Below are 21,030 nucleotides of genomic sequence, written 5' to 3'. Positions count from 1 at the left end.
CATCCATGGAAATGTTGCACCCTGTAGGAGCGAGCTTGCTCGCGAAGGTGGTTAACGATGACGTTGGCATCCTGATTCAACGCGGCGTCCTCAGGTTTTTCGCGAGCAAGCTCGCTCCTACAGGGGCTGCAACAACAGCGCCACCAGCGCACTCCATCCCGTCTGATGCGAAGCCCCCAACCCGCGCCCGGTCTCGCCATGAAAGTACTCATGAAACAACACCAGATCGCGACTGGCCGGATCCGCCTCCAACTGCGCATACCCGACCATCGACGGCCTCGAACCGTTCTCATCCCTCAGAAACAATCGCGTCAACCGCTGACTGAGCCCATCGGCAACCTCCTCCAGCGAAGCCAGATACCCACTCCCCGCCGGGTACTCCACCGAGAAATTATCCGCGTAGTACCGATGAAACTCCCGCAACGACTCAATCAACATGTAGTTGACCGGCATCCACAACGGCCCACGCCAGTTGGAGTTACCACCGTACAACCGCGAATCCGACTCCGCTGGCTCATAGCGGGCACACAGGGTATTGCCATTCATCTTCAGCGCCAGCGGCTCCTCAGCGAACGCTTTCGACAGCGACCGCACACCAAACGTCGAGAGAAACTCAGACTCATCCAGCATGCGCCGCAGCAAATCCTTGGTCCGCTCCCCCCGCAACAACGCCAGCAACAATCGATTCCCCTGCCCCGGCTCGTTCCAGCGCGACACCAGCTTGGCCAGGTCCGGCCGATGCTTCATAAACCCCAGCAACCGCTCGCGCAAACCTTCCAGCCCCTCATGCTCACGCTGCTCCAGCACCAGCACCGCAAACAGCGGCATCAGGCCAACGATGGAGCGCAACCGCACCGGCTCACTTTCACCGCCCGGACGATGCAGCACGTCATAGAAAAACTGGTCCTGCTCATCCCACAAGCCTTCGGCGCTGTCGTCCACCCGGTTGATCGCCCCGGCGATATACAGGAAGTGCTCAAAGAACTTCACCGCGATATCCACATACACGACATTGCGCTTGGCCAGTTCCAGACCGATACGCATCAGATCCAGCGCATACGCCGCAACCCACGCCGTGCCGTCCGCCTGGTCCAACTGATAACCCGGCGGCAAATCAGCCGAGCGATCGAACAGCGCAATGTTGTCCAGCCCAAGAAACCCGCCCTGAAACAGGTTGCGGCCCTCGGCGTCCTTACGGTTAACCCACCAGGAAAAATTCAACAGCAGCTTGTGGAAGATCCGCTCCAGGAAATCCATGTCGCCCACGCCGTTCAGTGCCTTGTCCTGCTGATACACCCGCCAACTGGCCCAGGCATGCACCGGCGGGTTGGCGTCGTCGAAACGCCATTCGTAAGCCGGTAACTGCCCGTTGGGGTGCATGAAACGGTCTTTCACCAACAGCAGCAGTTGCTGCTTGGCGTAACCCGGATCCATCAGGGCAAACGCCACCGCCTGGAAACCCTGGTCCCACGAGGCGTACCACGGGTATTCCCAGGTGTCGGGCATCGAGAGGATGTCGAAATTCGACAAGTGCCGCCAATGGGTATTACGGATATGCAAACGCTCGGGCGGCGGCGCGGGCTGGGCCGGGTCGCCGTCGAGCCATTGATTCACGTCGAAGTAATACAGCTGCTTGGACCACAGCAACCCAGCCAGGGCCTGGCGCTGTACGTTGCGCGCATCTTCATCGGCGATGCCCTGTTGCAGCGCCGCATAGAAATCATCGGTCTCCTGACGGCGTTCTTCGAACAGCTTGCGCGCATTGATCCACGGTGCCTGCGCCGGGGCGAAGCGCAGGTACAGGGTTTTGCTTTCCTGGCCCGCAAGTTCGAGGATGAAACGCGCGGCCACCTTGGTGCCCGAGTCCCGGCGAATCGCCGCTTCCGAACCTGTGGTCACATAGTCGTTGATCCCGTCCTTGAACGGCCCCGGCCCAGGTTGCCCGTCCAGCCTGGGGAAGTTGGTTTCGTTCTCGCAGAACAACCATTCCACACCGTCCTGGCCCCAGGCACTCAGGTGGCGATCAAACAATTCATGGTGCCGCGCCACCACCTGCTCGCCCTCCAGCCGCAGTTCCGGTTTGGGGGCATCGTGGGTCCAGCTCCAGTCGTTGCGCGCCCACAAGTGCGGCAGCACCTGCAAGCGTGTGGGCTGGTCCGAACGGTTGTGCACGGTGATGCGCATGAACACGTCATCGGGCTGGTGCTTGGCGTATTCCACCGTGACGTCGCAATAGCGGTTGTCTTCGAAAACCCCGGTATCGAGGATTTCGTATTCGGCATCCCCCAGCCCACGCCGGGCGTTTTCGGCGATCAGGTCGTCGTAGGGAAAGGCCGCGTGGGGGTATTTGTAGAGCATGCGCATGTAGGCATGGCTCGGTACGCCATCGACGAAAAAGTACAGTTCCTTGACGTCTTCGCCGTGGTTGCCCTCGGCGTTGTTCAGGCCGAACAGACGCTCCTTGATGATCGCGTCGTGCTCGTTCCACAGCGCCAGGCCCAGGCACCAGCGCTGGGCCTTGTCGCTGAAGCCCGCCAGGCCATCCTCGCCCCAGCGGTAGGCGCGGCTGCGGGCGTGTTCGTGGGGGAAGTAGCGCCAGGCATCGCCGTCGGCGCTGTAGTCTTCGCGCACCGTGCCCCATTGCCGCTCGCTCAGGTAGGGGCCCCAGTCACGCCAGCGCTCGGCGTCATCCGTGGCCAGGCGCTGGCCTTCAATCGTGTTCAGAATGTTCGTCGCAGGCTGTGCCGTCATCGAGTCTTCCGTCGCGTTCAGAGGTGACGGCCAGTGTAGAGCCCATCAGCGGTGAGATGCACGTGAAGCTAATAACATCCAGCTCATTCATTTGCAGAATGAAGTCCAGAGGAATCTTCGTTTGCAAGGCCATGGCGGGCCCAACAAAATCAGGCAACCATGTAGTTCACCTCGACAGCCGCCAGGAATTTTTCTATGCCCACCGCCCGCCATGTCAGCCCTGACGACATTCGCAAAGGCTTCTCCAAAGCCATGTCCGACATGTACCGCGATGAAGTGCCGTTGTATGGCGCGCTGATGGAACTGGTAGCCGAGACCAATGCCAGCGTGCTCAACACCGACGTCGGGCTGGCGCACCAACTGCAGCGCACCGGGGAAATCCAGCGCTTGGACATGGAGCGCCACGGCGCCATCCGCCTGGGCACCGCTGAAGAGTTAGCGACCATCAGCCGCCTGTTCGCGGTGATGGGCATGCAGCCGGTGGGGTATTACGACCTCACGCCCGCCGGAGTGCCGGTGCACTCCACTGCCTTTCGCGCCGTGCATGAAAGCGCGCTGCAAACCAGCCCGTTCCGGGTGTTCACTTCCCTGCTGCGTCTGGAACTGATCGAAAATCCTGAACTGCGCGCATTCGCCGAGTCAGCCCTGGCCAAACGCTCGATCTTCACGCCGCGCGCCCTTGAGCTGATCCAACAGGCGGAAGCCGACGGCGGCCTCGACGCCACCCACGCCGAAGCGTTTATCCAGCAAGCTCTGGAAACCTTCCGCTGGCACCACACCGCCACCGTCACCGCCGCGCAATACCAGCAACTGAGCGACCAGCACCGGCTGATCGCCGACGTGGTGGCCTTCAAGGGCCCGCACATCAACCACCTGACGCCGCGCACCCTGGACATCGACCAGGTGCAGGCCGCGATGCCCGGCAAAGGCATTACCCCCAAGGCCGTGATCGAAGGCCCGCCCCGCCGCCAGTGCCCGATCCTGCTGCGCCAAACCAGCTTCAAGGCCCTCGACGAGGCGATTGCCTTTACCGACGCCAAGGGCAGCCACAGCGCGCGCTTTGGTGAGATCGAACAACGCGGTGTAGCGCTGACGCCCAAAGGCCGTGCGCTGTATGACCAACTGCTGAATGCTGCACGGGATGAATTGGGCGCGTTTCCGAATGAGGCCAATGCCGGGCGCTACACCGAATTGATGGAACAACACTTCCAGGCGTTTCCCGACAATCACCGCGAGATGCGTGAGCAGGAGCTGGCGTACTTCCGCTATTTCGTGACCGAGAAAGGTTTGGCCGCCCAGGACAAGGTTAAAACCCTGGACGAACTGATCGGCGCCGGCCACGTGGACGTAGAACCGCTGGTGTACGAGGATTTTCTGCCGGTGAGTGCGGCGGGGATTTTCCAGTCGAACCTGGGGGATGCAGCGCAGAGTCACTACGCGGCCAACTCCAACCAGGCCGAGTTTGAAAAAGCCCTGGGCCGCCAGACGATTGATGAGCTGAAGTTATACGGAGAAACCCAGCAGCGCTCGATTGACGAATGCACCCGCGCGCTGCTGGCTTGAAAGAGAGAGTTCGCCCGGCCACAGCGCATTCCATGCGCCGTCTAAGAGCCCCAGTGCCGGGCGAACGGTTGGCATGATAGGCAGCGGCGGTGCCGCTGTCTTTCAGGCAATTCTGAACAAATGTGGAAATGCAATGCAACGACGGTAATTGCTTTCGCACGACCTACTTCAAAATGAACGGAAAGGGACTACGCCGATTTAGGAAGCCTATGGTTTGATATAAACCCACATTGATACGATGCTGAAACTGTTCAAGACCAAAACAACGCAAAGCGCAAAGCGCCTGAGAAGTTGGAGGTTTTATGACAGTAACACATAATATCGTCATCGTCGGAGCCGGGCATATGGGCATAGCCATATTCCTTGGATTGAAACAATCAAATCTTGAAACTTCTATACTCATCATCGAGTCTAACAGGCTCCTTCGAAGCAATCTTGTACGTGCAGGGATAAACGCACATGAAAAAATTCCGAAACTAACAGGTTATGAAACTTTAATACTCGCCATCCCGCCCCAGGCATTTTCAGAATTTTCGAAAACCTGCAATTCAGTTCAAAACCATTCAGGACTAATTATTTCCGTGATGGCGGGAATAAAATTATTCGAACTACACAAAACCTTGAGCGCAACACAACTTTGTCGAGCCATGCCAAACATCCCTTGCGCAGTGGCCGAAGGCATTACAGTGCTTTGCTATGCACCGAACCTTAGTAAAGAAAATCGCGAGATCGCTCAACGTCTATTCTCCGGGATAGGTAAATTTCTGCTCGCGGAAGAAGAACTCTTCGATAGCGCGACAGCATTAGTCGGCGGAGGCCCCGCTTACGTTGCCTACTTTGCCAATTCACTACGTGAATACGCTATCTTTTCTGGCTTCAACGAAAATAGTGCGCATCAGATCGTTAATCAACTCCTCCGAGGTACTAGTGCCTTATTGGTTGAAAGCGCGGATCTACCTTTGGATCTGTGTAAAAAAGTGATGACTGCTAAAGGCACCACAGAGCGGGCAATCCAATTTTTTGATGAGCATCAAATGAACACAATCATTGTTGATGGCCTAAAGCAGGCTAGCCAACGCGCGAAGTTATTAGGCGAAGGGAGATAGACATGCTGGGACTAATCGATCATGGCGCCCCTGGATGGCCAAACTCAGTAGGTGATTCATGCTATTCGCACAACCAAGATGAAACGTATGAAACTTACTTCGGCCTAGGGCAAAGCTTAGAACTAATTCATACCCCTCAGATTTTCAATGTAAGTCTCGCAGGATTAAGACTGGGCAGCTATTTAGTCCGCACATCAGATCACTTGACACTGAACAGTAGCTTTCTGGATATGGGGACAGGAAGTGGCATACACGCACTTCTAATGAGAAAGCTGGGCAATGAACACGTTACAGCTACCGACATATCTAAAAGCTCAATTAAACAAGCGAAAACCCATGAATCAATAAACTTCACAGATGAGAAAATATCTTTCCATGTGAGCGATCTATTCGAAAGCATACCGAAGGATAGATTTCACACAATCCTCTTCAATCCGCCGGGATGGCGGACACCTTCCAACTCCCTGCTTGATGAATTGAGAAGTATAAAACAACAAGGACAAATCCCTACACGCGCGATGTTTTATGGTGACGAAGTAGTTACTCGCTTTCTTGATGAGCTCCCCGCACATCTCAGCAAAACGGGACGAGCCATTATAGGGCTGAACTCACTAGTAGGCATACGCGACATATTAAAAAGATATCACGAAAAGCATCAGGGTGTTCCACCGCTGAGCTATAAGCTAATAGAACGACATACATTCCCTTTACTTTACTATTCAGCCCAATGGCGGATGATGAGCCATGCCTTGAAGGATGAATTTGAAAATTGGCGAAAAAAAGACTTAGCAGCTTACTCCACAGATCAGCATGGGAATATCTACTGGTCGTATGAAATTGTCGAATTCTTTCATCGTAAAGTATGAAAAAATGATAAGTCACCCATCACGCCAGTCTGAGAACCATGCGATGGCAATCTGTTTGGGCATAGGAGCCAACATTCTTTTAGGCGCATCTTCTCTTTACTGGCGCGAGCTAAGCGACGTATCACCTCAAACACTTGTAGCTTATCGAATTATACTTTCACTAGTCTTATTGTCACTTATTGTTTATTTGAAGGAAGGCCTATATGAAATTAGAAAAACCAAAATAGAAGCACTAGCCTCACAATGTATAGCCTCCTTATTAGTGGCTGCCAACTGGACAGCATTCATATGGGCCTCTGTAAACGGTTACATCTTAGAAAGCGGATTTGGCTACCTGCTTGCTCCGCTCGTATCAATCGCCATAGGTGTCTTTTGTTATCGAGAAACCCTCCGAAAGACGCAGGTATTATCTATCATAATAGCGCTCTGCTCGTCCGCACTACTTATCCTCTACAGCGACGAACTCAACCATTGGACATACATAGTAATTGCCACGACCTGGGGAGCATACACCTGCTTTAAAAAAACGACACCTTTAAACGCAATAAACGGATTATTTATCGAAACTGCGTTTTTGAGCACATGTCTAATTTTCATTATTATGATATATGACTGGACACCCGCGTGGCCAAACGAACTATCAACTCAATCAAGCTTTATAATCTGGCTGGCTGGCGCAGTATCGATTGTACCTCTTATAATGTTCTCATCAGCGACAAGAAAAATACCACTATCCATGATGGGATTTTTTCAGTTCGTACTACCAACCACCCAACTAACAGTCGCTTTGCTATTTTACAAACAATCAATATCCACAAACTCCTTGATTTTATTCGTCGCGACGATAGGCGCACTAGCACTCCTACTGCTTTATGAACTAATAATCAGCTTAATTCGACCAGAGAGGCTGACCAAATGAAAAACAACTATGACGTTGTGGTAATCGGCCTCGGAATTGTTGGCGCAGCTACGCTTTGGAGATTGGCACCAAACTGTAAAAGAGTGTTGGGAATTGAAGCGGCCGGCCCTACACATTGCTATGGATCATCCCATGGCGGATCAAGAATTTTTCGCAGAGCATACTGGGAAGGTGAAAAATACCTTCCCTTATTGAACCGAGCGGACGATCTGTGGCGTGAGCTTGACCTATACGGAGATAGGCAGCTTCTCTTTCCCACGGGAGGCGTATTCATCGGACCCGAGTCGAGCCGTGTAGTAGCAGGGAGCATTGAAACCGCCCGGAAAGGAGGAATAGAGCACGAGCTCTGGAACACATCGAAAATCCGGCACAATCTTCCAGCATATAACGCCCCTGATGAGATGCGAGCCGTTTATGAGCCCGGCGCCTATGCCATATCTGCGAGCGACGCGAGACTCGGTATGTTGAATGAAGCAGTTCGTCAGGGCGCAGTAACGTTGTTCGGCGAAAGCGTCACCACCCTTGAGAACTTGGAATCAGGAGTGCGCTTGAGGACCAGAAATGGTCACACCTACACCGCTGGGGCGGTAATTATTACCACAGGGCCATGGATCGCCGATCACCTGATGCCGGAACTCAAGACTTACCTGGAACCGCGCCAAGTACCTGTTTACTGGTTCACCCCGAAGAACGGTTCGGAACACCTTTTCTCTCATAAAAATTTTCCAGTATTCCTTTACGAACTCCCGGATGGAGGACTGCTTTACGGCGTTCCGTCGATAAACAGCAGTGAACCTGGCGTAAAAATCGGTTTTCACAACCGGCAACAAAACCCCTCTATTCCTGCCTGGAAGACGGTCCCTGTATCGCCAAAATCTATTGAAGAAATTTCTGCTGCTGTAGCAGCAATATTTCCTAACCTTGATTGTTCGCGGGTGCGAGCGAGGAACTGCTTCTACACAGTGAGCCATGATGAGTCTTTTCTACTAGGCCCTTCCACGAGGCTGAGCTCAGTGTATTTCGCATCTGCGTGCTCAGGGCATGGATTCAAATTTGCACCGGCTATAGGCGACGCATTAGCAAACTTGGCATGCGGGAGCCAGACGAAGATTTCTATTTCGGCTTTTTCTCCGTCAAGATTTGAGGATCATTAGCTCTCGCTTAAACTTATATATGTGTCGAGCGAGCGGTTGCTCGCTCGAGACCTTCGCTTAAGGCGTGTCGCTGATCACAAAAGCTTGGCGATCTCATCTTTAACCAACAAGCGCTTCTCCTTCAATTTCTTCAGCTCATCATCGCTGCCTGCGGCCTTCTCAGCGCTAAGCACCAGCTCATCGACAGTTTTATATCTATCAAACAGCGCGTTCAAATGAGGGTCCTTGGCTCTGCGCCCGTCGACAGCTTCCTTGCTCAAACCCAAGTCCTGATACAGGTCGTGTTTCACTGGCATGGAGTACCTCCGCAAGTTGATCAATGACTGAATGCCCCTTGAAGCTAGCCCATCCGATGGGCTCTTGTCATGTTTGAGATCAACCTGCCGCGTTTGCGTCCCCGTTCGTCGCTGGGCAGACGATTTCATAAAACCTTTGGTCCACCCTGCCCTCCACTGTAGATCGTCACCCGATGGAGAACAGGTTCCATGAATCACGCTGCCAACGCTGTCGACACCCAGTGCATCAACACCCTTCGTACCCTCGCCATGGACGCCGTGCAGAAGGCCAACTCCGGCCACCCCGGTACGCCCATGGGCCTGGCGCCCGTCGGTTACACCTTGTGGAGCCGATTCCTGCGGTATCACCCCGAGCACCCCGACTGGCCTAACCGTGACCGTTTCGTGTTGTCGGTGGGCCATGCCTCGATGCTGTTGTATTCGCTGTTGCACCTGGCGGGCGTGGTGGAGATTGACGCCCACGGCAAGCGCTCCGGCCAGCCGGCCATCAGCCTGGACGACATCAAGCAGTTCCGGCAGATGAGCTCAAAAACTCCTGGCCACCCTGAATACCGCATGACCACGGGGGTAGAAACCACCACCGGGCCTCTGGGTCAGGGTTGCGCCAACAGCGTCGGCATGGCGATGGCCGAGCGTTGGCTGGCCAAGCGTTTCAACCGTGACGACCAGGTGCTGTTCGACTACAACGTCTACACCCTGTGCGGCGACGGCGACATGATGGAAGGTATCAGCAGCGAGGCCGCGTCCATCGCCGGGCACTTGAAGCTGGATAACCTGTGCTGGATCTACGATAACAACACCATCAGCATCGAAGGTCATACCGAACTGGCCTTCAGCGAAGACGTGATCAAGCGTTTCCAGGCCTATGGCTGGCACACCTTGCACGTCACCGATGCGAACAACCTGCTGGCCCTGAGCGACGCCCTGAGCACGTTCCAGAAAAACACCGGGGCACCGACGCTGATCGTGGTCGACAGCGTGATCGGCTATGGCTCGCCTCACAAGCACAACACCGCGTCGGCCCATGGCGAGCCCTTGGGCGAAAAAGAGATCCGCCTGACCAAAGCCGCTTACGGCTGGCCTGAAGACTCAAGCTTCCTGGTACCGGATGAAGCGCGCACGGTCCTGCGGGATGCGCTGCTTAAACGCAGCAAGCCGCTGTATGAGCAATGGACTGAAACCCTGTCCCATCTGGAACGGTACGAGCCGGAACTGGCCGATGAGCTGCGCCGCATGCGTGCCGGCGAGATGCCCGAGCATTGGCAGGAGCAACTGCCGAACTTTGCCACGGATGCCAAGGGCGTCGCCAGCCGTGCCGCCGGTGGCGAGGTGTTGAATGCGTTTGCGAAACAGATCCCGTGGCTGCTGGGAGGCTCGGCAGACTTGTCGCCGTCCACCAAGACCAACCTGACGTTCGACGACGCCGGGCGCTTCAGCGCCGAGAACTACGGCGGGCGCAACCTGCACTTCGGTATTCGTGAACATGCGATGGGCGCGATTGCCAACGGCATGGCGCTGTCGTACCTGCGGCCGTATACCTCGACTTTCCTGGTGTTCAGCGACTACATGAAGCCGCCGATTCGCCTCGCGGCAATCATGGAGTTGCCGGTGGTTTTCGTGTTTACCCATGACTCGATTGGTGTCGGCGAAGACGGTCCCACTCACCAGCCCATCGAACACCTGACCCAACTGCGGGCCACCCCGGGCTTGTTGACCCTGCGCCCAGGCGACGCAAATGAAACCCTGGAGGCCTGGAAGATCGCCCTGGCCCAGACCCACCGGCCGACCTGCGTGGTGCTGTCGCGGCAGAATCTGCCGACCCTGGATCGCACGAAATACGCCGCAGCCTCGGGCACGTCCCGTGGTGCTTATGTGCTGGCCGGCGCCGAGAAGCCACAGGTGATCCTGATGGCCACCGGCAGTGAAGTCAGCCTGGCCGTGGATGCCTATGAGCAACTGAAGTCTGAAGGCGTGGCGGCGCAAGTGGTGTCGATGCCGAGCTGGGAACTGTTCGAAGAACAGGACCAGGCCTACCGCGACAGCGTGCTACCGCCAACGGTGAAGGCACGCCTGGTGGTGGAACAGGCGGGCCCGTTGGGTTGGGACCGCTACGTCGGGCAGACCGGGGCCAAGGTGGTGATGAACAGCTTTGGCGCATCGGCGCCGTTGGCCAAGTTGCAGGCCCAGTTCGGTTTTACCCTGGAGAATGTGGTGAAGCTGGCGAAGGAGCAGATCAAACTCAACAGCTGACCGTGCGCAAGCATGCCTGGCGTGGCCTACCGAAGGAAGCCTCGGTGCCACGCCCTGCTGCTCATTTGCCGCCGGTGACATCCAGGAACGTGCCGGTGATGAAGGATGCCTCGGCGCCTGCCAACCACAGGATCGCCCGGGCCACTTCCTCAGGCTGACCGCCGCGCCCCATGGGGATCGAATCCTTGACGCGGTCCACCCGCCCCGGCTCTCCGCCGCTGGCGTGAATGTCGGTGTAGATATGCCCGGGGCGGATGCAGTTGACGCGTATTCCCTCCCGGGCAACTTCCTTGGCAAACCCGATGGTGAAGGTCTCAAGCGCGCCTTTCGATGCAGCGTAGTCGACGTATTCGTTGGGGCTGCCAAGCCGGGCGGATGCCGACGAGATATTGATCACAGAACCGCCCCGCCCATCATGACGAAACGACATGCGCTTCACCGCTTGCTGGGCACACAGCATCGGCCCGATCGCGTTGACCGCGAAAATCCGCTGCATGCGCTCGAACGCCAGGTCCTCGACCCGGGACTGCAAAGCATTGATTCCGGCATTGTTAACCAGCACGTCAATGCGCCCGAACGCCCGATCTATCGCCGCAAATAACTGAACGACCTGCTCCGGGTCTGCGCTGTCTGCACGCACGGCCAACGCCCGGCGCCCCGCTGCTTCTACATCCGCCACTACCGCGAGGGCAGCAGACTCGTCGGAAACGAAGCTGATCGCCACGTCATAACCTTGTGCGGCAGCCAGCCGCGCGGTGGCGGCGCCAACGCCACGACCTCCACCCGTTATCAGAATCAGCGGTGCCTGCGAGACGGTATCCATTGAGCAAACCTTCATGTGGTGGTGGGAAATGCGTGACCTGTTCTCAGCCAATGAGCACGGTGCCGGTAGCAATCACTGCACACGCCAGCACCTTGCGCACCGTCAATGCCTCGCCGAGGAAGAAATAGCCAATCAGCGCCGCGAACAACACGCTGGTTTCGCGCAGGGCCGACACCGCCCCCATCGGCGCACCGGCCATGGCATAGATGATGATTCCGTACGCCAGGAGCGACACCAATCCACCGCCAAACGCCGTGAAGAACCCGGGCCGCACGCTGAACAAACTCTTTGCCCCACGCAGGCCGATATAGACCGCCGGCATCAACACGCCCCACAGAGCGCACATCCAGACCGTGTAGGCCATCGGGGCACCGGACAGGCGTGCGCCGATGCCATCGGTGACGCTGTAGGCGGCAATGAAACACCCGGTGCCCAGGGCGTAGGGCAGGCTGGGCACGGCCAGGCGGCGGCCCCTGAACGCCAGTGAAATAATCCCGCCAGACACCAGGGCAATGCCCAGCAGCGAGCTGGCCGAAACGCTCTCCCCGGCAAACACCGCGGCGCCAAGGGTGATCAGCACCGGCGAGGAGCCGCGTGAAATCGGATAGGTTTGGCCCAGGTCGCCCACCTTGTAGCTGCGCACCAGGAACAGGTTGTAGCCAACATGCAGCACCGCTGACAGCACCACATAAAACCAGCTGGCCGGCGCGGGCGGCTCCAGGAACAAGGCGATTGCGCCACTGGCGATGGCAACTGCCAGGCACATCACCGTCATCGACCAGAGCCGGTCGGCTCCGCCACGCAGCAGCGCATTCCAACTGGCGTGCAGTAAGGCGGCGAACAGGACCAGGAGAATGATGTGATAAGGCATGCGCCAATCCTAAGCAAACCGGCGCGTTAACTGAAACGAAGTCTCCTCATTTGAGAATGAGCAAATCCTCATGCCTTATTCGTAAGCCAGCCCGGCGTTTACGGCCTCCTGCATCAGCCATTCACGAAAGCTGACGATGTGCGGGCGGGTTTCGAGACCCTTGGGGCACACAAAGTAATAAGCGACCGGGGACGGGAACGGCACATCGAACAGCTTGATCAGACTGCCATCACTCAACTCCGATTCCACATGCCCACTGCGTGCCAACGCGATGCCCTGGCCAAGCAAGGCGGCCTCGATCGTCATGTTGGTGTCCGGAAACCTGACACTCTCATTGAGTGGCGAAATCGCCAGCCCGACGTGCTGGAACCACACTTCCCACTTCGGCACCAGGTCGGCACCGTCGCGCATCAGCAAGGGATAGCGCAGCAATTCGGCTGGCGTGTTTGGCCGGCCAAAGCGCTTTAACAGATCGGGACTGGCCACCGGAAAAATCTGCTCGCGGAACAGGAACTCCGAGTAAAGCGCCGGGTAATTTCCATTGCCCAAGCGGATCGCAACATCAGCCTCCGCTCTGGAAAAGTTGATGGCTTTGTCACTGGAGTCCAGCGAGACCAATATTTCCGGGTGTCGCTGGGCCAGGCTCGGCAGACGGGGCAGCAGCCATTTCAGCGCGAAGGAATAGGTGGTACTGACCTTGAGCCGGACCCTGCCCTTTTGCTCCCGCAGGTCCGCTAGCGTGGCCTCAAGGTTCATGAAGAACTCACGCACGATGGGCGCAAGGGCCGCGCCGGCAGGCGTCAGGCTGAGTGACTTGCCCCGCTGGAACAGCTGCAATCCCCAGAGTTCTTCGAGGTGCTTGAGTTGATGGCTGACGGCACTTTGAGTGACGTGCAGCTCTTCTGAAGCCGAGGTGAAGGTTGCGTGACGCGTGGCAACCTCAAAGGCGCGCAATGTAGAGGTAGGCGGCAGGTCTCTCATGGCATTGCTTCCCGGACGGGCAGTCCTTTATGAGTTAAAACTCATGATAGAGCATTCCATTCCCCCGTCGAAAGCTGCGCGCTTATTCACCTGCCAAACACACCTGCTGGAACCACGCCGAGAAATTCGGCCAGCGCTCATTCGTCGGGCCATTGTGCGACCAATACCGAACCTGCCCTGTCTGCGACACGCAGAAGTAGTCACCGTTTTCTTCAATGAACGGCAGCCACTCCTTTGGCACACCCATTTGGTTCCAGGCGACCTGGGCGATTTCGAACAAGTCGAGATGGCTCGTGCCCGGCAGGATCACAGCCGGTTCGAACGTCGCATTGGCCACATCGCTGCCGCCCTTGAGGAACTCGATGTAGGCCGCAGGGAACGGGAAGTTCAGGTTGCTCGCGGCCTTCTCGATTTCAGCATCGGTTGGAATACGGAACGGATCGGAGGTCATCGAAAAAGTCCCTGGCTCGTCGAATTGGAGCGCGCTTCTCCCGGCCTCATACCACGCTGGCCCGACGAAGACTGCTGGTGTGCCCGACGCCAGCAGAATTCAAGCGGCTCACCAAATCTTCCCGTGCTTCGCGGCCACCGGTGCGCACGTATTCCAGCTCGGACGCGGTGATCAATACCACGGGAACCAGCCTGACCGGGGACAGCGGCATGTCGTCCAGGCGGGTCGGGAAGTCCGGATCAGGGCCGCCCAACAGCACGCCCGTGGCATCGTCCTCGGTCACGAACAGAGGCGGCAGTTGATCGCTCATGTGGTGCGACTTGCTGAACCCGGGCAGCTCCAGGGACAACACACCGTGGCGGTCCAGTTGATGGGTAATGCCGCCGGCGTTCGCAACGGTTTTTGCGACGTGCTCGATCAGCTCAAACGCCCAGCTCTGCTTTAAAGGATCAATCTCCCCTAACACACCACGGGCATGCTCCGGGATATCGGACGTTTCCAGGAACAGCTCCATTTCGAAGCCATTGCCCAACCCCTCGGCGTCATCGAAAGGGTCGGACAGGCCGTCTGTGGCGAGCACGATGGCATGGTCCCGGCGAACCACCCGGTACGCCTGGCGGGTCGACGGCCAATCAGGCCCACCGCTGAAACTCGGGCTGATGATGTACGAGAGCACGTCCCGCTCGACGGTGCCTACCGATTGCCAATGGCGGTCCAGGCATTGCGCACTGGCCATGCAAGCGGCGTGGTTCGCCGCTTCTGCTTCGGTCAGGTCATCGTAATTGAGCTTTTGCGCGGCGGTTTCGGGTGATGCCACGGGCTCGGGCGGCTGGGGCTCAGGCGTGTTCCGTGCCCCGAAGAGCTTCTTGAAGAAATTCATCTGCGTTCCTTGCTGGACTGTAGGGTGCTGAATACCACAGTTTGCCCCGCCAACACACCCTCAACCCAGCTGGAACCGCGCGGTGTTATCGCTCAATGCCCGACTGCCCTTGCTCAACACATCTGCGGCCTGATTCACCGCCCGCGCGCCATCGAGCAAGCGCCCTGCGGCCTGATCAACCTGCTGGATATTGCCGCTCACTTCATCCGCCGTCGCCGCCTGTTCCTCCACCGCCGTGGCGATCTGCGCCAAGGTGTCGGTGACGCTTTGTACCGCGCTGGCGATCTCGCCCAGACGATGACCCAAGCCCGTAACGGACTCGGCGTCGGTTACCGCCTGCTCACACGCCGCGCCCATCAGCGTGACGGCCTGGCTCACTGTCGCACGCAAGCTGTCGACCGTCCCGGCGATCTGCGCCGTGGAGGCCTGGGTGCGTTGGGACAGGCTGCGCACTTCATCGGCCACCACCGCAAACCCCCGGCCCTGTTCGCCGGCCCGTGCGGCCTCGATGGCGGCGTTAAGCGCCAGCAGGTTGGTCTGCTCGGCGATGCCGCGAATGGTGTCGACCACCGACTGGATCTGCTGGCCCTGCTGGCTGACGCGTTCCAATGCATCGGAGGTGTCAGTCAGGCGCTGGTTGAGTTGCTGGATACTGGCGGTGGTGCGTTGGCTGTCGCGGCTGCTGTCCTCGGCAATCTGCCGGGTTTTCTGCGCACTGCCGGAGGCCTGCTCGCAGCTTCTGGCGACGCCCATGGAGGTCGCGGCCAACTGCGTGGCGGCAGCGGCAATCTGGCTGATTTGCTGTTGCTGGTCTTCCACTTCGGTGAGCGTGCTGCCCGATTGCGAATTGAGCGTCAGCACCGCAGAGCCGAGCTGCTGCGTCTCGTGGTTCACTCCCAACAGGCTGGTGCGCAACTGCATCACGGCGACGTTGAGCGCAGTACTGATGGCGGCCAGTTCGTCACGCCCTTCCACCGCCACCTCCACACACAGATTGCCGTCACGCAGGGATTCAGCAAGCGTAGTGATGCCGCTGGCGCTGCGGCGGATCGAAGCCTGCAAGCACACGAACAAGTACAGGGCCGCCAACGCCAGCACGCTGAACGTCACCGCCACCGGGATGAATTGCTTGAGCGAGCTGTTTCGGTAGTAACCCAGGCGCGCGTCCAGCGAGGTCAGCGATTGGCTACGCAACGCGCCCAGGGTACCGAGCATGCCGTCGACACTGCGTTCAAAGCCGCTGGTATCGAGCTTGATGGTGCCGCCGAACACGCCCTCGTCCAGGGCTTTCAGCTCGCGGTCCAACAGTTGCACGCTGTCGTCGTATTGCGCGATCCAGGGTTGCAGCCCAGGGTATTGCTTGGCCTTGAGGGACGCGGCAGCCTTGACCAACTGGTCCCTGGCATCGCCGATACGCCCGCGCAAATCACGCATCTGCAAACGGCTTTGCAGGGTGAACTGGCCCGATGCGATGGACGACTGCCCGACGCTCGCCATGCGCCCGATACGCTCGATAAGGTCGGGGGTCTGCTGGGTGGAAATCTGCATCAGCAAATAGGTTTCGAGCCACGGGTCGAGAATCAAACCGGTGTCCATGGTGATCTGCTCGCGCAGGGTTTGCATCGCGCTCAGTGCAGACGTGAAGCGGTCGTAGCCGTCCGGCCACCACCCCACGGTGCGCAGGGCTTGGGAGTCCATGCCGGTGACCGAAGCTTTTAGTGCTTCGAAGCGTGCGAGGGTATCAGCGCTGGCATTCTGGGCTTTCAGGGCCTCGCCCAGGGCCTGCACGCTTTGCAGGATCAGCGGGAAATTGGTGTCGACCGCGGTCATTGCGGCTTTGGCGGCGGGCGTCTGATCGTGGAGGATGTCGGCGGCTTTCCAGCGTGCGGCCAGGTTGCGCTGGGCGGTCAGCTGGGCGTCCAGGGCATCCAGGGCCAACAGTTCGCGCACACCGGATTGCTCATTGGAAATCACCGTCTGCTTAGTGCGGTACTCCTGCGCGATCATCCACAAGCTGCCCGCCAGGGGGAGCATGAACAGAAAAAACAGGATCTGGAACTTGCGCGCGAATCCGAAACGCCCGAGCAGGCGGATTCCTGGCGACAAAATACTTTGCATGTCCTACGACTCCTAGAACCACTCGCATCAACCGCGAATCAAGCTTTGAAATGACTGACGGCAAAATGCCATGTCATTGATTAAGCTGGCTCAAGCAAGAAACGGACCGCTGCGGACAGGCCGCAAGATAGGCGGGGCGCTGCTCAGAAACTGGAGTGCCGTGCGCGAAAATGGGGCGAAAGCACTCAGTGTCCAGGACGAAACTGTAACCGTGAGGCGAGCTGAAAGCCGTGACCGAGTGAATCAATGGCAGGCCGCAAGACCCGCCATAAACAAGCGGCGTCAGCTCAACACGGTCAACTGGCTCAATTGCTGTTCGGTCGGAAAGCCAACCGTGCGATACAGAGGCGGGTACACACTGACCGGCGTCAGCAGTTCGCCCAATTTGGACTTAAGCTCGTCCCATTCCACGACATGGACATTCGCGCTCCCGTCATCCTGAATTTCAACAAGCGCGACCCGATCCGTTTTTGGAAGCAGGGTGTCAACGGTTTTGGTCCAACTGCACACCGAAAATGCCTTGCCGTTGCCCCCGGCCAGCTCAAACAGCTGGTAGGTGGCGACGAACACATCGTTTTGTTGCTCGGTATGGATCGTGTCGAGCAGTTCTTTCTGGTCATGGTAAGCGCCGAGCAGCAGTAACTGTTCCAGGCTCGCCAGCCGTGTTTCAACGACGGCGTCCCCGGAGATAAAGGGCACGACCTGTTGATCCTGGTAGGTATAAACCTGGCTGGAAACCACCCGCCCGCTTTCAATCGCCTTGAAGCAGACCTCAACCATATTGCGAATGCCCTGCTCGTCTCTGTCGCCCGTCACCAACAGTACGTCACGGGTCGGGATCATGAACACCGGCAAGCCTTTGATCGGAGCACGCTGCAGCACGTCCGGCAGCAGTACCCGGCTGGTGTCATATCCGTCATTCCAGCGACCGGTGTACACCCCGGGTTCGATTTCTTCGAACGCATCCGGGGTGGCTTCGCGCAGATTATCCACGGCAATCGCCAGGGCTTCGTCCATGGTCAACCCCCAGTCCTCCTGCGGCCCCTTCGTCAGGGTAGACGTGGACTCGGGATAGTCGACTGCAAGCAAGGTCACACAGTCTCTACCCAGTGGTTGATAAACCGTTGAATAAGGCGCGTCCCAGCCTAGGGTGCGCGCTTGGTGCAGGCGCACCTCTTCCAGCATCGCGAGATTTCGAATCACCGGGCGCAACAAGGGTCTCACGCGCTCAAAGGTCTGCGGCGCGGTTTGCTTGGCGTTGATCAACGTCGAAACGTAGCCGTTCAACACGGAGGGCTTGTGGGCTTTGTCGGCGCTCTGATAGTCACGAAAGGCGTTGTGGAGGTTGAAGTACGCACCATTGTCGTGCAAAAGACGAAACTCACTTGGCCGGTAGTCAAGGGGGCCGCTAAAGCCTGCATCGCGTGCGGCCTTGATGAACAGTTGGGCGAAGCCCTCTTCGGTCACGGGCCGATTGAAGAGTTTGTCGAGCAAGGGGCCGAACATGCGCAGGATCCTCCATGAATGCATGAATGCGAATAGACCCTGATGTTAAGTGAAGACGCCTGGCATGAACACTTTGTTGATGATTAAGGCTGGTTGGTCACACCCGATCACCCATGCCCCAACTCACTTGCTTCTGGATCATGGCAGCACACACACAGCTTGTTGCCATCCATATCCCGAAAATACGCCCCGTAATAGTCGGGGTGATAGTGAGGCCTTAATCCAGGCTCTCCCTCACAAACCCCGCCGAGCGCCAGCGCTGTCGAATGGCTTCTATCGACCGCCTCCCGACTGGGCGCAAGTAGCGCCACCATCTGCCCATTCCCCGGTGCAATGGGGTTGCCATCAAACGGCGCGCCGATGACGAAAATTGGTCGAGGTGCAGTTTTGGAAACCCAGCCAGCCCACGGTTTTGCCGCATCACAGAATTTCAACGTGAGGCCCAATTCAGCCATCAGCTTGGAATAGAAAGCGAAGGCTCGATCAAAATCACCTGTACCTAAAAACACATGGGAAATCATGGTGGCTACACTGGGGCGATGAATGCCCATGAGTCTGGCGCGAAATGATTGCTGGCGAAAGCCTTATGACCTCGCCCAGCAGATGTACGGCTCCCCTCCCCTCATCCGCCCTTAAAAACCGCAATTCCCAACAATCCGCAGGGTGCCGCCCGGCATTTCGCCAACCCATAATGAACCTACAACAATAAAGGGGCTCACCCCGGGGCGCGTAAGCCATGTACAAAGACCATATCGTCAAGACCCGCATGACGGACAGCGCCGTATTCATGGGCGCGGTTGCCGTGGTGATTTTCATCATCACGCTGGCGTGCGGCGTGGGCGAAGGCCGCCTTGCCCACTTGATGGGCCCCATCGTTCTCGACCTGTCGGCCCCGCTGGCGCGTGACATTGCGGTGGGCGGGACGTTTACCCTCACGGTGGTGCTGAACCTGTTCATCCTTGGCCGGTTTCCCTTGCGCGCACAGATCATTACGGTGTGGTGCGAGTTGCTGGTGCTGTTCCTGTTGTTCTTCGACACCTTCAACCTTTCCTACAGTTTCATCGCGACCAAAATCGGCTTCATGATTACCCAAGGGGTGTTCACCACCGTCTACGTGTCGGCGATTTCGATTGCGATTGCGTTCGTGCTGGCCTTGTTGGGCGCCACCGCGCGCTTGTCGTCCAACGGCTTCGCGATTGCGATTGCCAGCTTCTACACCTCGTTTTTTCGCGGTGTTCCGCTGCTGATCCAGATCTACCTGATTTACCTCGGCATCCCTCAACTCGGTTATGTCGTCGGGGCCGTTCCGGCAGGGATCCTGGCGCTTTCGCTGTGTTATGGCGCCTACATGACGGAGATCTTCCGCGCAGGGATCAGCAGTATCTCGCGGGGCCAGTGGGAAGCTTCGCGGGCGATTGGCCTGAATCCGTTCCAGACCATGACCCGGGTGATTCTGCCGCAGTCCATGCGCCTGATCATTCCGCCGACGGGCAATCAGTTCATCTCGATGCTCAAGGACAGTTCGCTGGTGTCGGTGATCGGGGTCTGGGAGCTGATGTTCCTGGCGCGAACCCAGGGTCGCGCCGAGTTCCGTCACCTGGAAATGCTGATCACCGCCGCCGTGCTGTATTGGTTGCTGTCGATCGTGCTGGAAACCGTTCAGGCCCGCCTGGAAAAGCACTTCAATCGCGCCCATCGCTGAATCAGGAGCATGACGATGAATCAGCCCTCCGTAGTCCCTGCTCCATACCCTGCGATATCGATCCAGGACATGCACAAATGGTATGGCGATTTTTATGTGCTCAAGGGCATCGACCTGCACATTGCCAGCGGTGAAATCGTGGTGGTGTGCGGGCCGTCGGGTTCCGGAAAATCCACGTTGATTCGCTGCCTGAATCTGTTGGAGGACTTCCAGAAAGGCCACGTGTTTATCGAAGGGACCGAGTTGACCCGTGATGCCGCCTGCGTGGCCGGCATACGCCGCCAGGTAGGCATGGTGTTTCAACAGTTCAACCTGTTCCCGCACATGACGGTGCTGGAAAACCTCATGGTGGGGCCGCGCCTGGTGAGCAAGCTCAGCGAGCCCCAGGCGCGCGAACTGGCCCATGAATACCTGGACCGGGTGCGCATCGGGGACCAGGCCGACAAATACCCCAGCCAGCTTTCGGGCGGCCAGCAGCAGCGCGTGGCCATCGCCCGCGCCCTGTGCATGCGCCCGCGCATCATGCTGTTCGACGAGCCCACGTCCGCCCTTGACCCCGAAATGGTCAAGGAGGTGCTGGATGTGATGGGCGAGTTGGCTCAGGACGGCATCACCATGGTCTGCGTCACCCACGAGATGGGGTTCGCCCGGCGGGTGGCCGACCGGATCATCTTCATGGACCAGGGTTGCATCATCGAGCAAGCCAAACCCACCGAGTTTTTTGACAACCCGCAGCACGAGCGTGCCCGGGAGTTTCTGTCGCAGATTCTCAGCCACTGAGAAGCATCGTCGG

18 protein-coding genes and 1 pseudogene are annotated in these 21,030 nt (G+C 57.8%); 9 read left to right on the top strand and 10 right to left on the bottom strand.

Annotated elements, in window-relative coordinates; all coding sequences use genetic code 11:
* Window positions 1–117: 117 nt before the first annotated feature.
* On the bottom strand, window positions 118–2,751 hold the full coding sequence (locus AU074_RS24950; RefSeq protein ID WP_076016977.1) for a glucosidase: 2,634 nt from the start codon (window positions 2,749–2,751) through the stop codon (window positions 118–120).
* 195 nt (window positions 2,752–2,946) lie between these two features.
* Between AU074_RS24950 and AU074_RS24945 the strand changes: the two genes are divergently transcribed.
* The 6 genes and pseudogenes from AU074_RS24945 to solA all read left to right on the top strand — a co-directional run bounded on the left by AU074_RS24945 (window position 2,947) and on the right by solA (window position 8,359).
* A complete protein-coding gene (locus AU074_RS24945) occupies window positions 2,947–4,314 on the top strand; it encodes a VOC family protein (protein ID WP_076016976.1) in 1,368 nt (455 codons plus the stop codon).
* 302 nt (window positions 4,315–4,616) lie between these two features.
* Entirely contained in the window at window positions 4,617–5,420 is an 804-nt protein-coding gene (locus tag AU074_RS24940; protein WP_076016975.1) for a pyrroline-5-carboxylate reductase, read from the top strand.
* Between the two features lie 2 nt (window positions 5,421–5,422).
* Window positions 5,423–6,286: a methyltransferase gene (locus AU074_RS24935; RefSeq protein WP_076016974.1), complete on the top strand. Its 864-nt coding sequence runs from the start codon at window positions 5,423–5,425 to the stop codon at window positions 6,284–6,286.
* Window positions 6,231–6,722 (top strand): annotated as a pseudogene (locus AU074_RS34980) (EamA family transporter); the annotation flags it as partial. The gene AU074_RS24935 and the pseudogene AU074_RS34980, both read left to right, overlap by 56 nt.
* Window positions 6,723–6,910: 188 nt before the next feature.
* Window positions 6,911–7,162: a hypothetical protein gene (locus tag AU074_RS34635; RefSeq protein WP_256576959.1), complete on the top strand. Its 252-nt coding sequence runs from the start codon at window positions 6,911–6,913 to the stop codon at window positions 7,160–7,162.
* A gap of 39 nt (window positions 7,163–7,201) precedes the next feature.
* Window positions 7,202–8,359: an N-methyl-L-tryptophan oxidase gene (gene solA, locus AU074_RS24925; RefSeq protein ID WP_076016972.1), complete on the top strand. Its 1,158-nt coding sequence runs from the start codon at window positions 7,202–7,204 to the stop codon at window positions 8,357–8,359.
* 74 nt (window positions 8,360–8,433) lie between these two features.
* On the opposite strand, the gene AU074_RS24920 is transcribed toward solA, so the two are convergent.
* Window positions 8,434–8,655 (bottom strand): DUF465 domain-containing protein, encoded by a 222-nt coding sequence (locus AU074_RS24920; RefSeq protein WP_076017144.1) that lies wholly within the window; start codon window positions 8,653–8,655, stop codon window positions 8,434–8,436.
* 189 nt (window positions 8,656–8,844) lie between these two features.
* Here AU074_RS24920 and tkt point away from each other — a divergent pair, with 189 nt between their 5' ends.
* The gene (gene tkt / locus AU074_RS24915) at window positions 8,845–10,905 is read left to right on the top strand and encodes a transketolase (protein ID WP_076016971.1); all 2,061 of its coding nucleotides are present in this window, start codon (window positions 8,845–8,847) and stop codon (window positions 10,903–10,905) included.
* A 61-nt stretch (window positions 10,906–10,966) separates the two neighbouring features.
* On the opposite strand, the gene AU074_RS24910 is transcribed toward tkt, so the two are convergent.
* The 8 genes from AU074_RS24910 to AU074_RS24875 all read right to left on the bottom strand — a co-directional run bounded on the left by AU074_RS24910 (window position 10,967) and on the right by AU074_RS24875 (window position 19,056).
* Window positions 10,967–11,728, bottom strand: coding sequence for an SDR family oxidoreductase (locus tag AU074_RS24910; RefSeq protein WP_076016970.1), 762 nt, complete (start codon window positions 11,726–11,728; stop codon window positions 10,967–10,969).
* Between the two features lie 43 nt (window positions 11,729–11,771).
* Entirely contained in the window at window positions 11,772–12,599 is an 828-nt protein-coding gene (locus tag AU074_RS24905) for a DMT family transporter (RefSeq protein WP_076016969.1), read from the bottom strand.
* Between the two features lie 75 nt (window positions 12,600–12,674).
* Complete coding sequence (gene gcvA, locus AU074_RS24900; RefSeq protein ID WP_076016968.1) at window positions 12,675–13,580, bottom strand: transcriptional regulator GcvA; 906 nt, start codon at window positions 13,578–13,580, stop codon at window positions 12,675–12,677.
* Between the two features lie 82 nt (window positions 13,581–13,662).
* Window positions 13,663–14,031, bottom strand: coding sequence for an SMI1/KNR4 family protein (locus tag AU074_RS24895; protein WP_076016967.1), 369 nt, complete (start codon window positions 14,029–14,031; stop codon window positions 13,663–13,665).
* Window positions 14,032–14,077: 46 nt separating this feature from the next.
* Window positions 14,078–14,911, bottom strand: a complete 834-nt coding sequence (locus AU074_RS24890; protein WP_076016966.1) for a suppressor of fused domain protein — start codon at window positions 14,909–14,911, stop codon at window positions 14,078–14,080.
* A 60-nt stretch (window positions 14,912–14,971) separates the two neighbouring features.
* The gene (locus AU074_RS24885) at window positions 14,972–17,029 is read right to left on the bottom strand and encodes a methyl-accepting chemotaxis protein (RefSeq protein WP_076016965.1); all 2,058 of its coding nucleotides are present in this window, start codon (window positions 17,027–17,029) and stop codon (window positions 14,972–14,974) included.
* A gap of 282 nt (window positions 17,030–17,311) precedes the next feature.
* Window positions 17,312–18,523 (bottom strand): DUF1444 family protein, encoded by a 1,212-nt coding sequence (locus AU074_RS24880; RefSeq protein ID WP_256576958.1) that lies wholly within the window; start codon window positions 18,521–18,523, stop codon window positions 17,312–17,314.
* Window positions 18,524–18,642: 119 nt separating this feature from the next.
* Window positions 18,643–19,056 carry a VOC family protein gene (locus AU074_RS24875; RefSeq protein ID WP_076017143.1) on the bottom strand — a complete coding sequence of 138 codons (414 nt, stop codon included), beginning with the start codon at window positions 19,054–19,056 and terminating at the stop codon, window positions 18,643–18,645.
* A gap of 215 nt (window positions 19,057–19,271) precedes the next feature.
* Here AU074_RS24875 and AU074_RS24870 point away from each other — a divergent pair, with 215 nt between their 5' ends.
* Together AU074_RS24870 and AU074_RS24865 are read left to right on the top strand one after the other, a co-directional pair.
* Window positions 19,272–20,237: an amino acid ABC transporter permease gene (locus tag AU074_RS24870; protein ID WP_076016963.1), complete on the top strand. Its 966-nt coding sequence runs from the start codon at window positions 19,272–19,274 to the stop codon at window positions 20,235–20,237.
* A 15-nt stretch (window positions 20,238–20,252) separates the two neighbouring features.
* Window positions 20,253–21,017, top strand: a complete 765-nt coding sequence (locus AU074_RS24865; protein ID WP_063031104.1) for an amino acid ABC transporter ATP-binding protein — start codon at window positions 20,253–20,255, stop codon at window positions 21,015–21,017.
* The last annotated feature ends 13 nt before the right edge of the window (window positions 21,018–21,030 follow it).

It is taken from the genome of Pseudomonas sp. ATCC PTA-122608 (genome assembly GCF_001952855.1).
Lineage (GTDB): Bacteria > Pseudomonadota > Gammaproteobacteria > Pseudomonadales > Pseudomonadaceae > Aquipseudomonas.
The sequence above is the reverse complement of the archived record's forward strand: the minus strand, read 5'-3'. Positions and strand labels throughout refer to the sequence as shown.

Excerpts from the sequence above, each read along its gene's own strand:
- solA (WP_076016972.1), top strand. The coding sequence starts at position 7,202 with ATGAAAAACAACTATGACGTTGTGGTAATCGGCCTCGGAATTGTTGGC.
- AU074_RS24950 (WP_076016977.1), bottom strand. The coding sequence starts at position 2,751 with ATGACGGCACAGCCTGCGACGAACATTCTGAACACGATTGAAGGCCAG.
- AU074_RS24935 (WP_076016974.1), top strand. The coding sequence starts at position 5,423 with ATGCTGGGACTAATCGATCATGGCGCCCCTGGATGGCCAAACTCAGTA.
- AU074_RS24910 (WP_076016970.1), bottom strand. The coding sequence starts at position 11,728 with ATGGATACCGTCTCGCAGGCACCGCTGATTCTGATAACGGGTGGAGGT.
- AU074_RS24945 (WP_076016976.1), top strand. The coding sequence starts at position 2,947 with ATGCCCACCGCCCGCCATGTCAGCCCTGACGACATTCGCAAAGGCTTC.
- AU074_RS24890 (WP_076016966.1), bottom strand. The coding sequence starts at position 14,911 with ATGAATTTCTTCAAGAAGCTCTTCGGGGCACGGAACACGCCTGAGCCC.
- AU074_RS24895 (WP_076016967.1), bottom strand. The coding sequence starts at position 14,031 with ATGACCTCCGATCCGTTCCGTATTCCAACCGATGCTGAAATCGAGAAG.
- AU074_RS24920 (WP_076017144.1), bottom strand. The coding sequence starts at position 8,655 with ATGCCAGTGAAACACGACCTGTATCAGGACTTGGGTTTGAGCAAGGAA.
- tkt (WP_076016971.1), top strand. The coding sequence starts at position 8,845 with ATGAATCACGCTGCCAACGCTGTCGACACCCAGTGCATCAACACCCTT.
- gcvA (WP_076016968.1), bottom strand. The coding sequence starts at position 13,580 with ATGAGAGACCTGCCGCCTACCTCTACATTGCGCGCCTTTGAGGTTGCC.
- AU074_RS24905 (WP_076016969.1), bottom strand. The coding sequence starts at position 12,599 with ATGCCTTATCACATCATTCTCCTGGTCCTGTTCGCCGCCTTACTGCAC.
- AU074_RS24885 (WP_076016965.1), bottom strand. The coding sequence starts at position 17,029 with ATGCAAAGTATTTTGTCGCCAGGAATCCGCCTGCTCGGGCGTTTCGGA.
- AU074_RS24940 (WP_076016975.1), top strand. The coding sequence starts at position 4,617 with ATGACAGTAACACATAATATCGTCATCGTCGGAGCCGGGCATATGGGC.
- AU074_RS24865 (WP_063031104.1), top strand. The coding sequence starts at position 20,253 with ATGAATCAGCCCTCCGTAGTCCCTGCTCCATACCCTGCGATATCGATC.
- AU074_RS24875 (WP_076017143.1), bottom strand. The coding sequence starts at position 19,056 with ATGATTTCCCATGTGTTTTTAGGTACAGGTGATTTTGATCGAGCCTTC.
- AU074_RS24870 (WP_076016963.1), top strand. The coding sequence starts at position 19,272 with ATGTACAAAGACCATATCGTCAAGACCCGCATGACGGACAGCGCCGTA.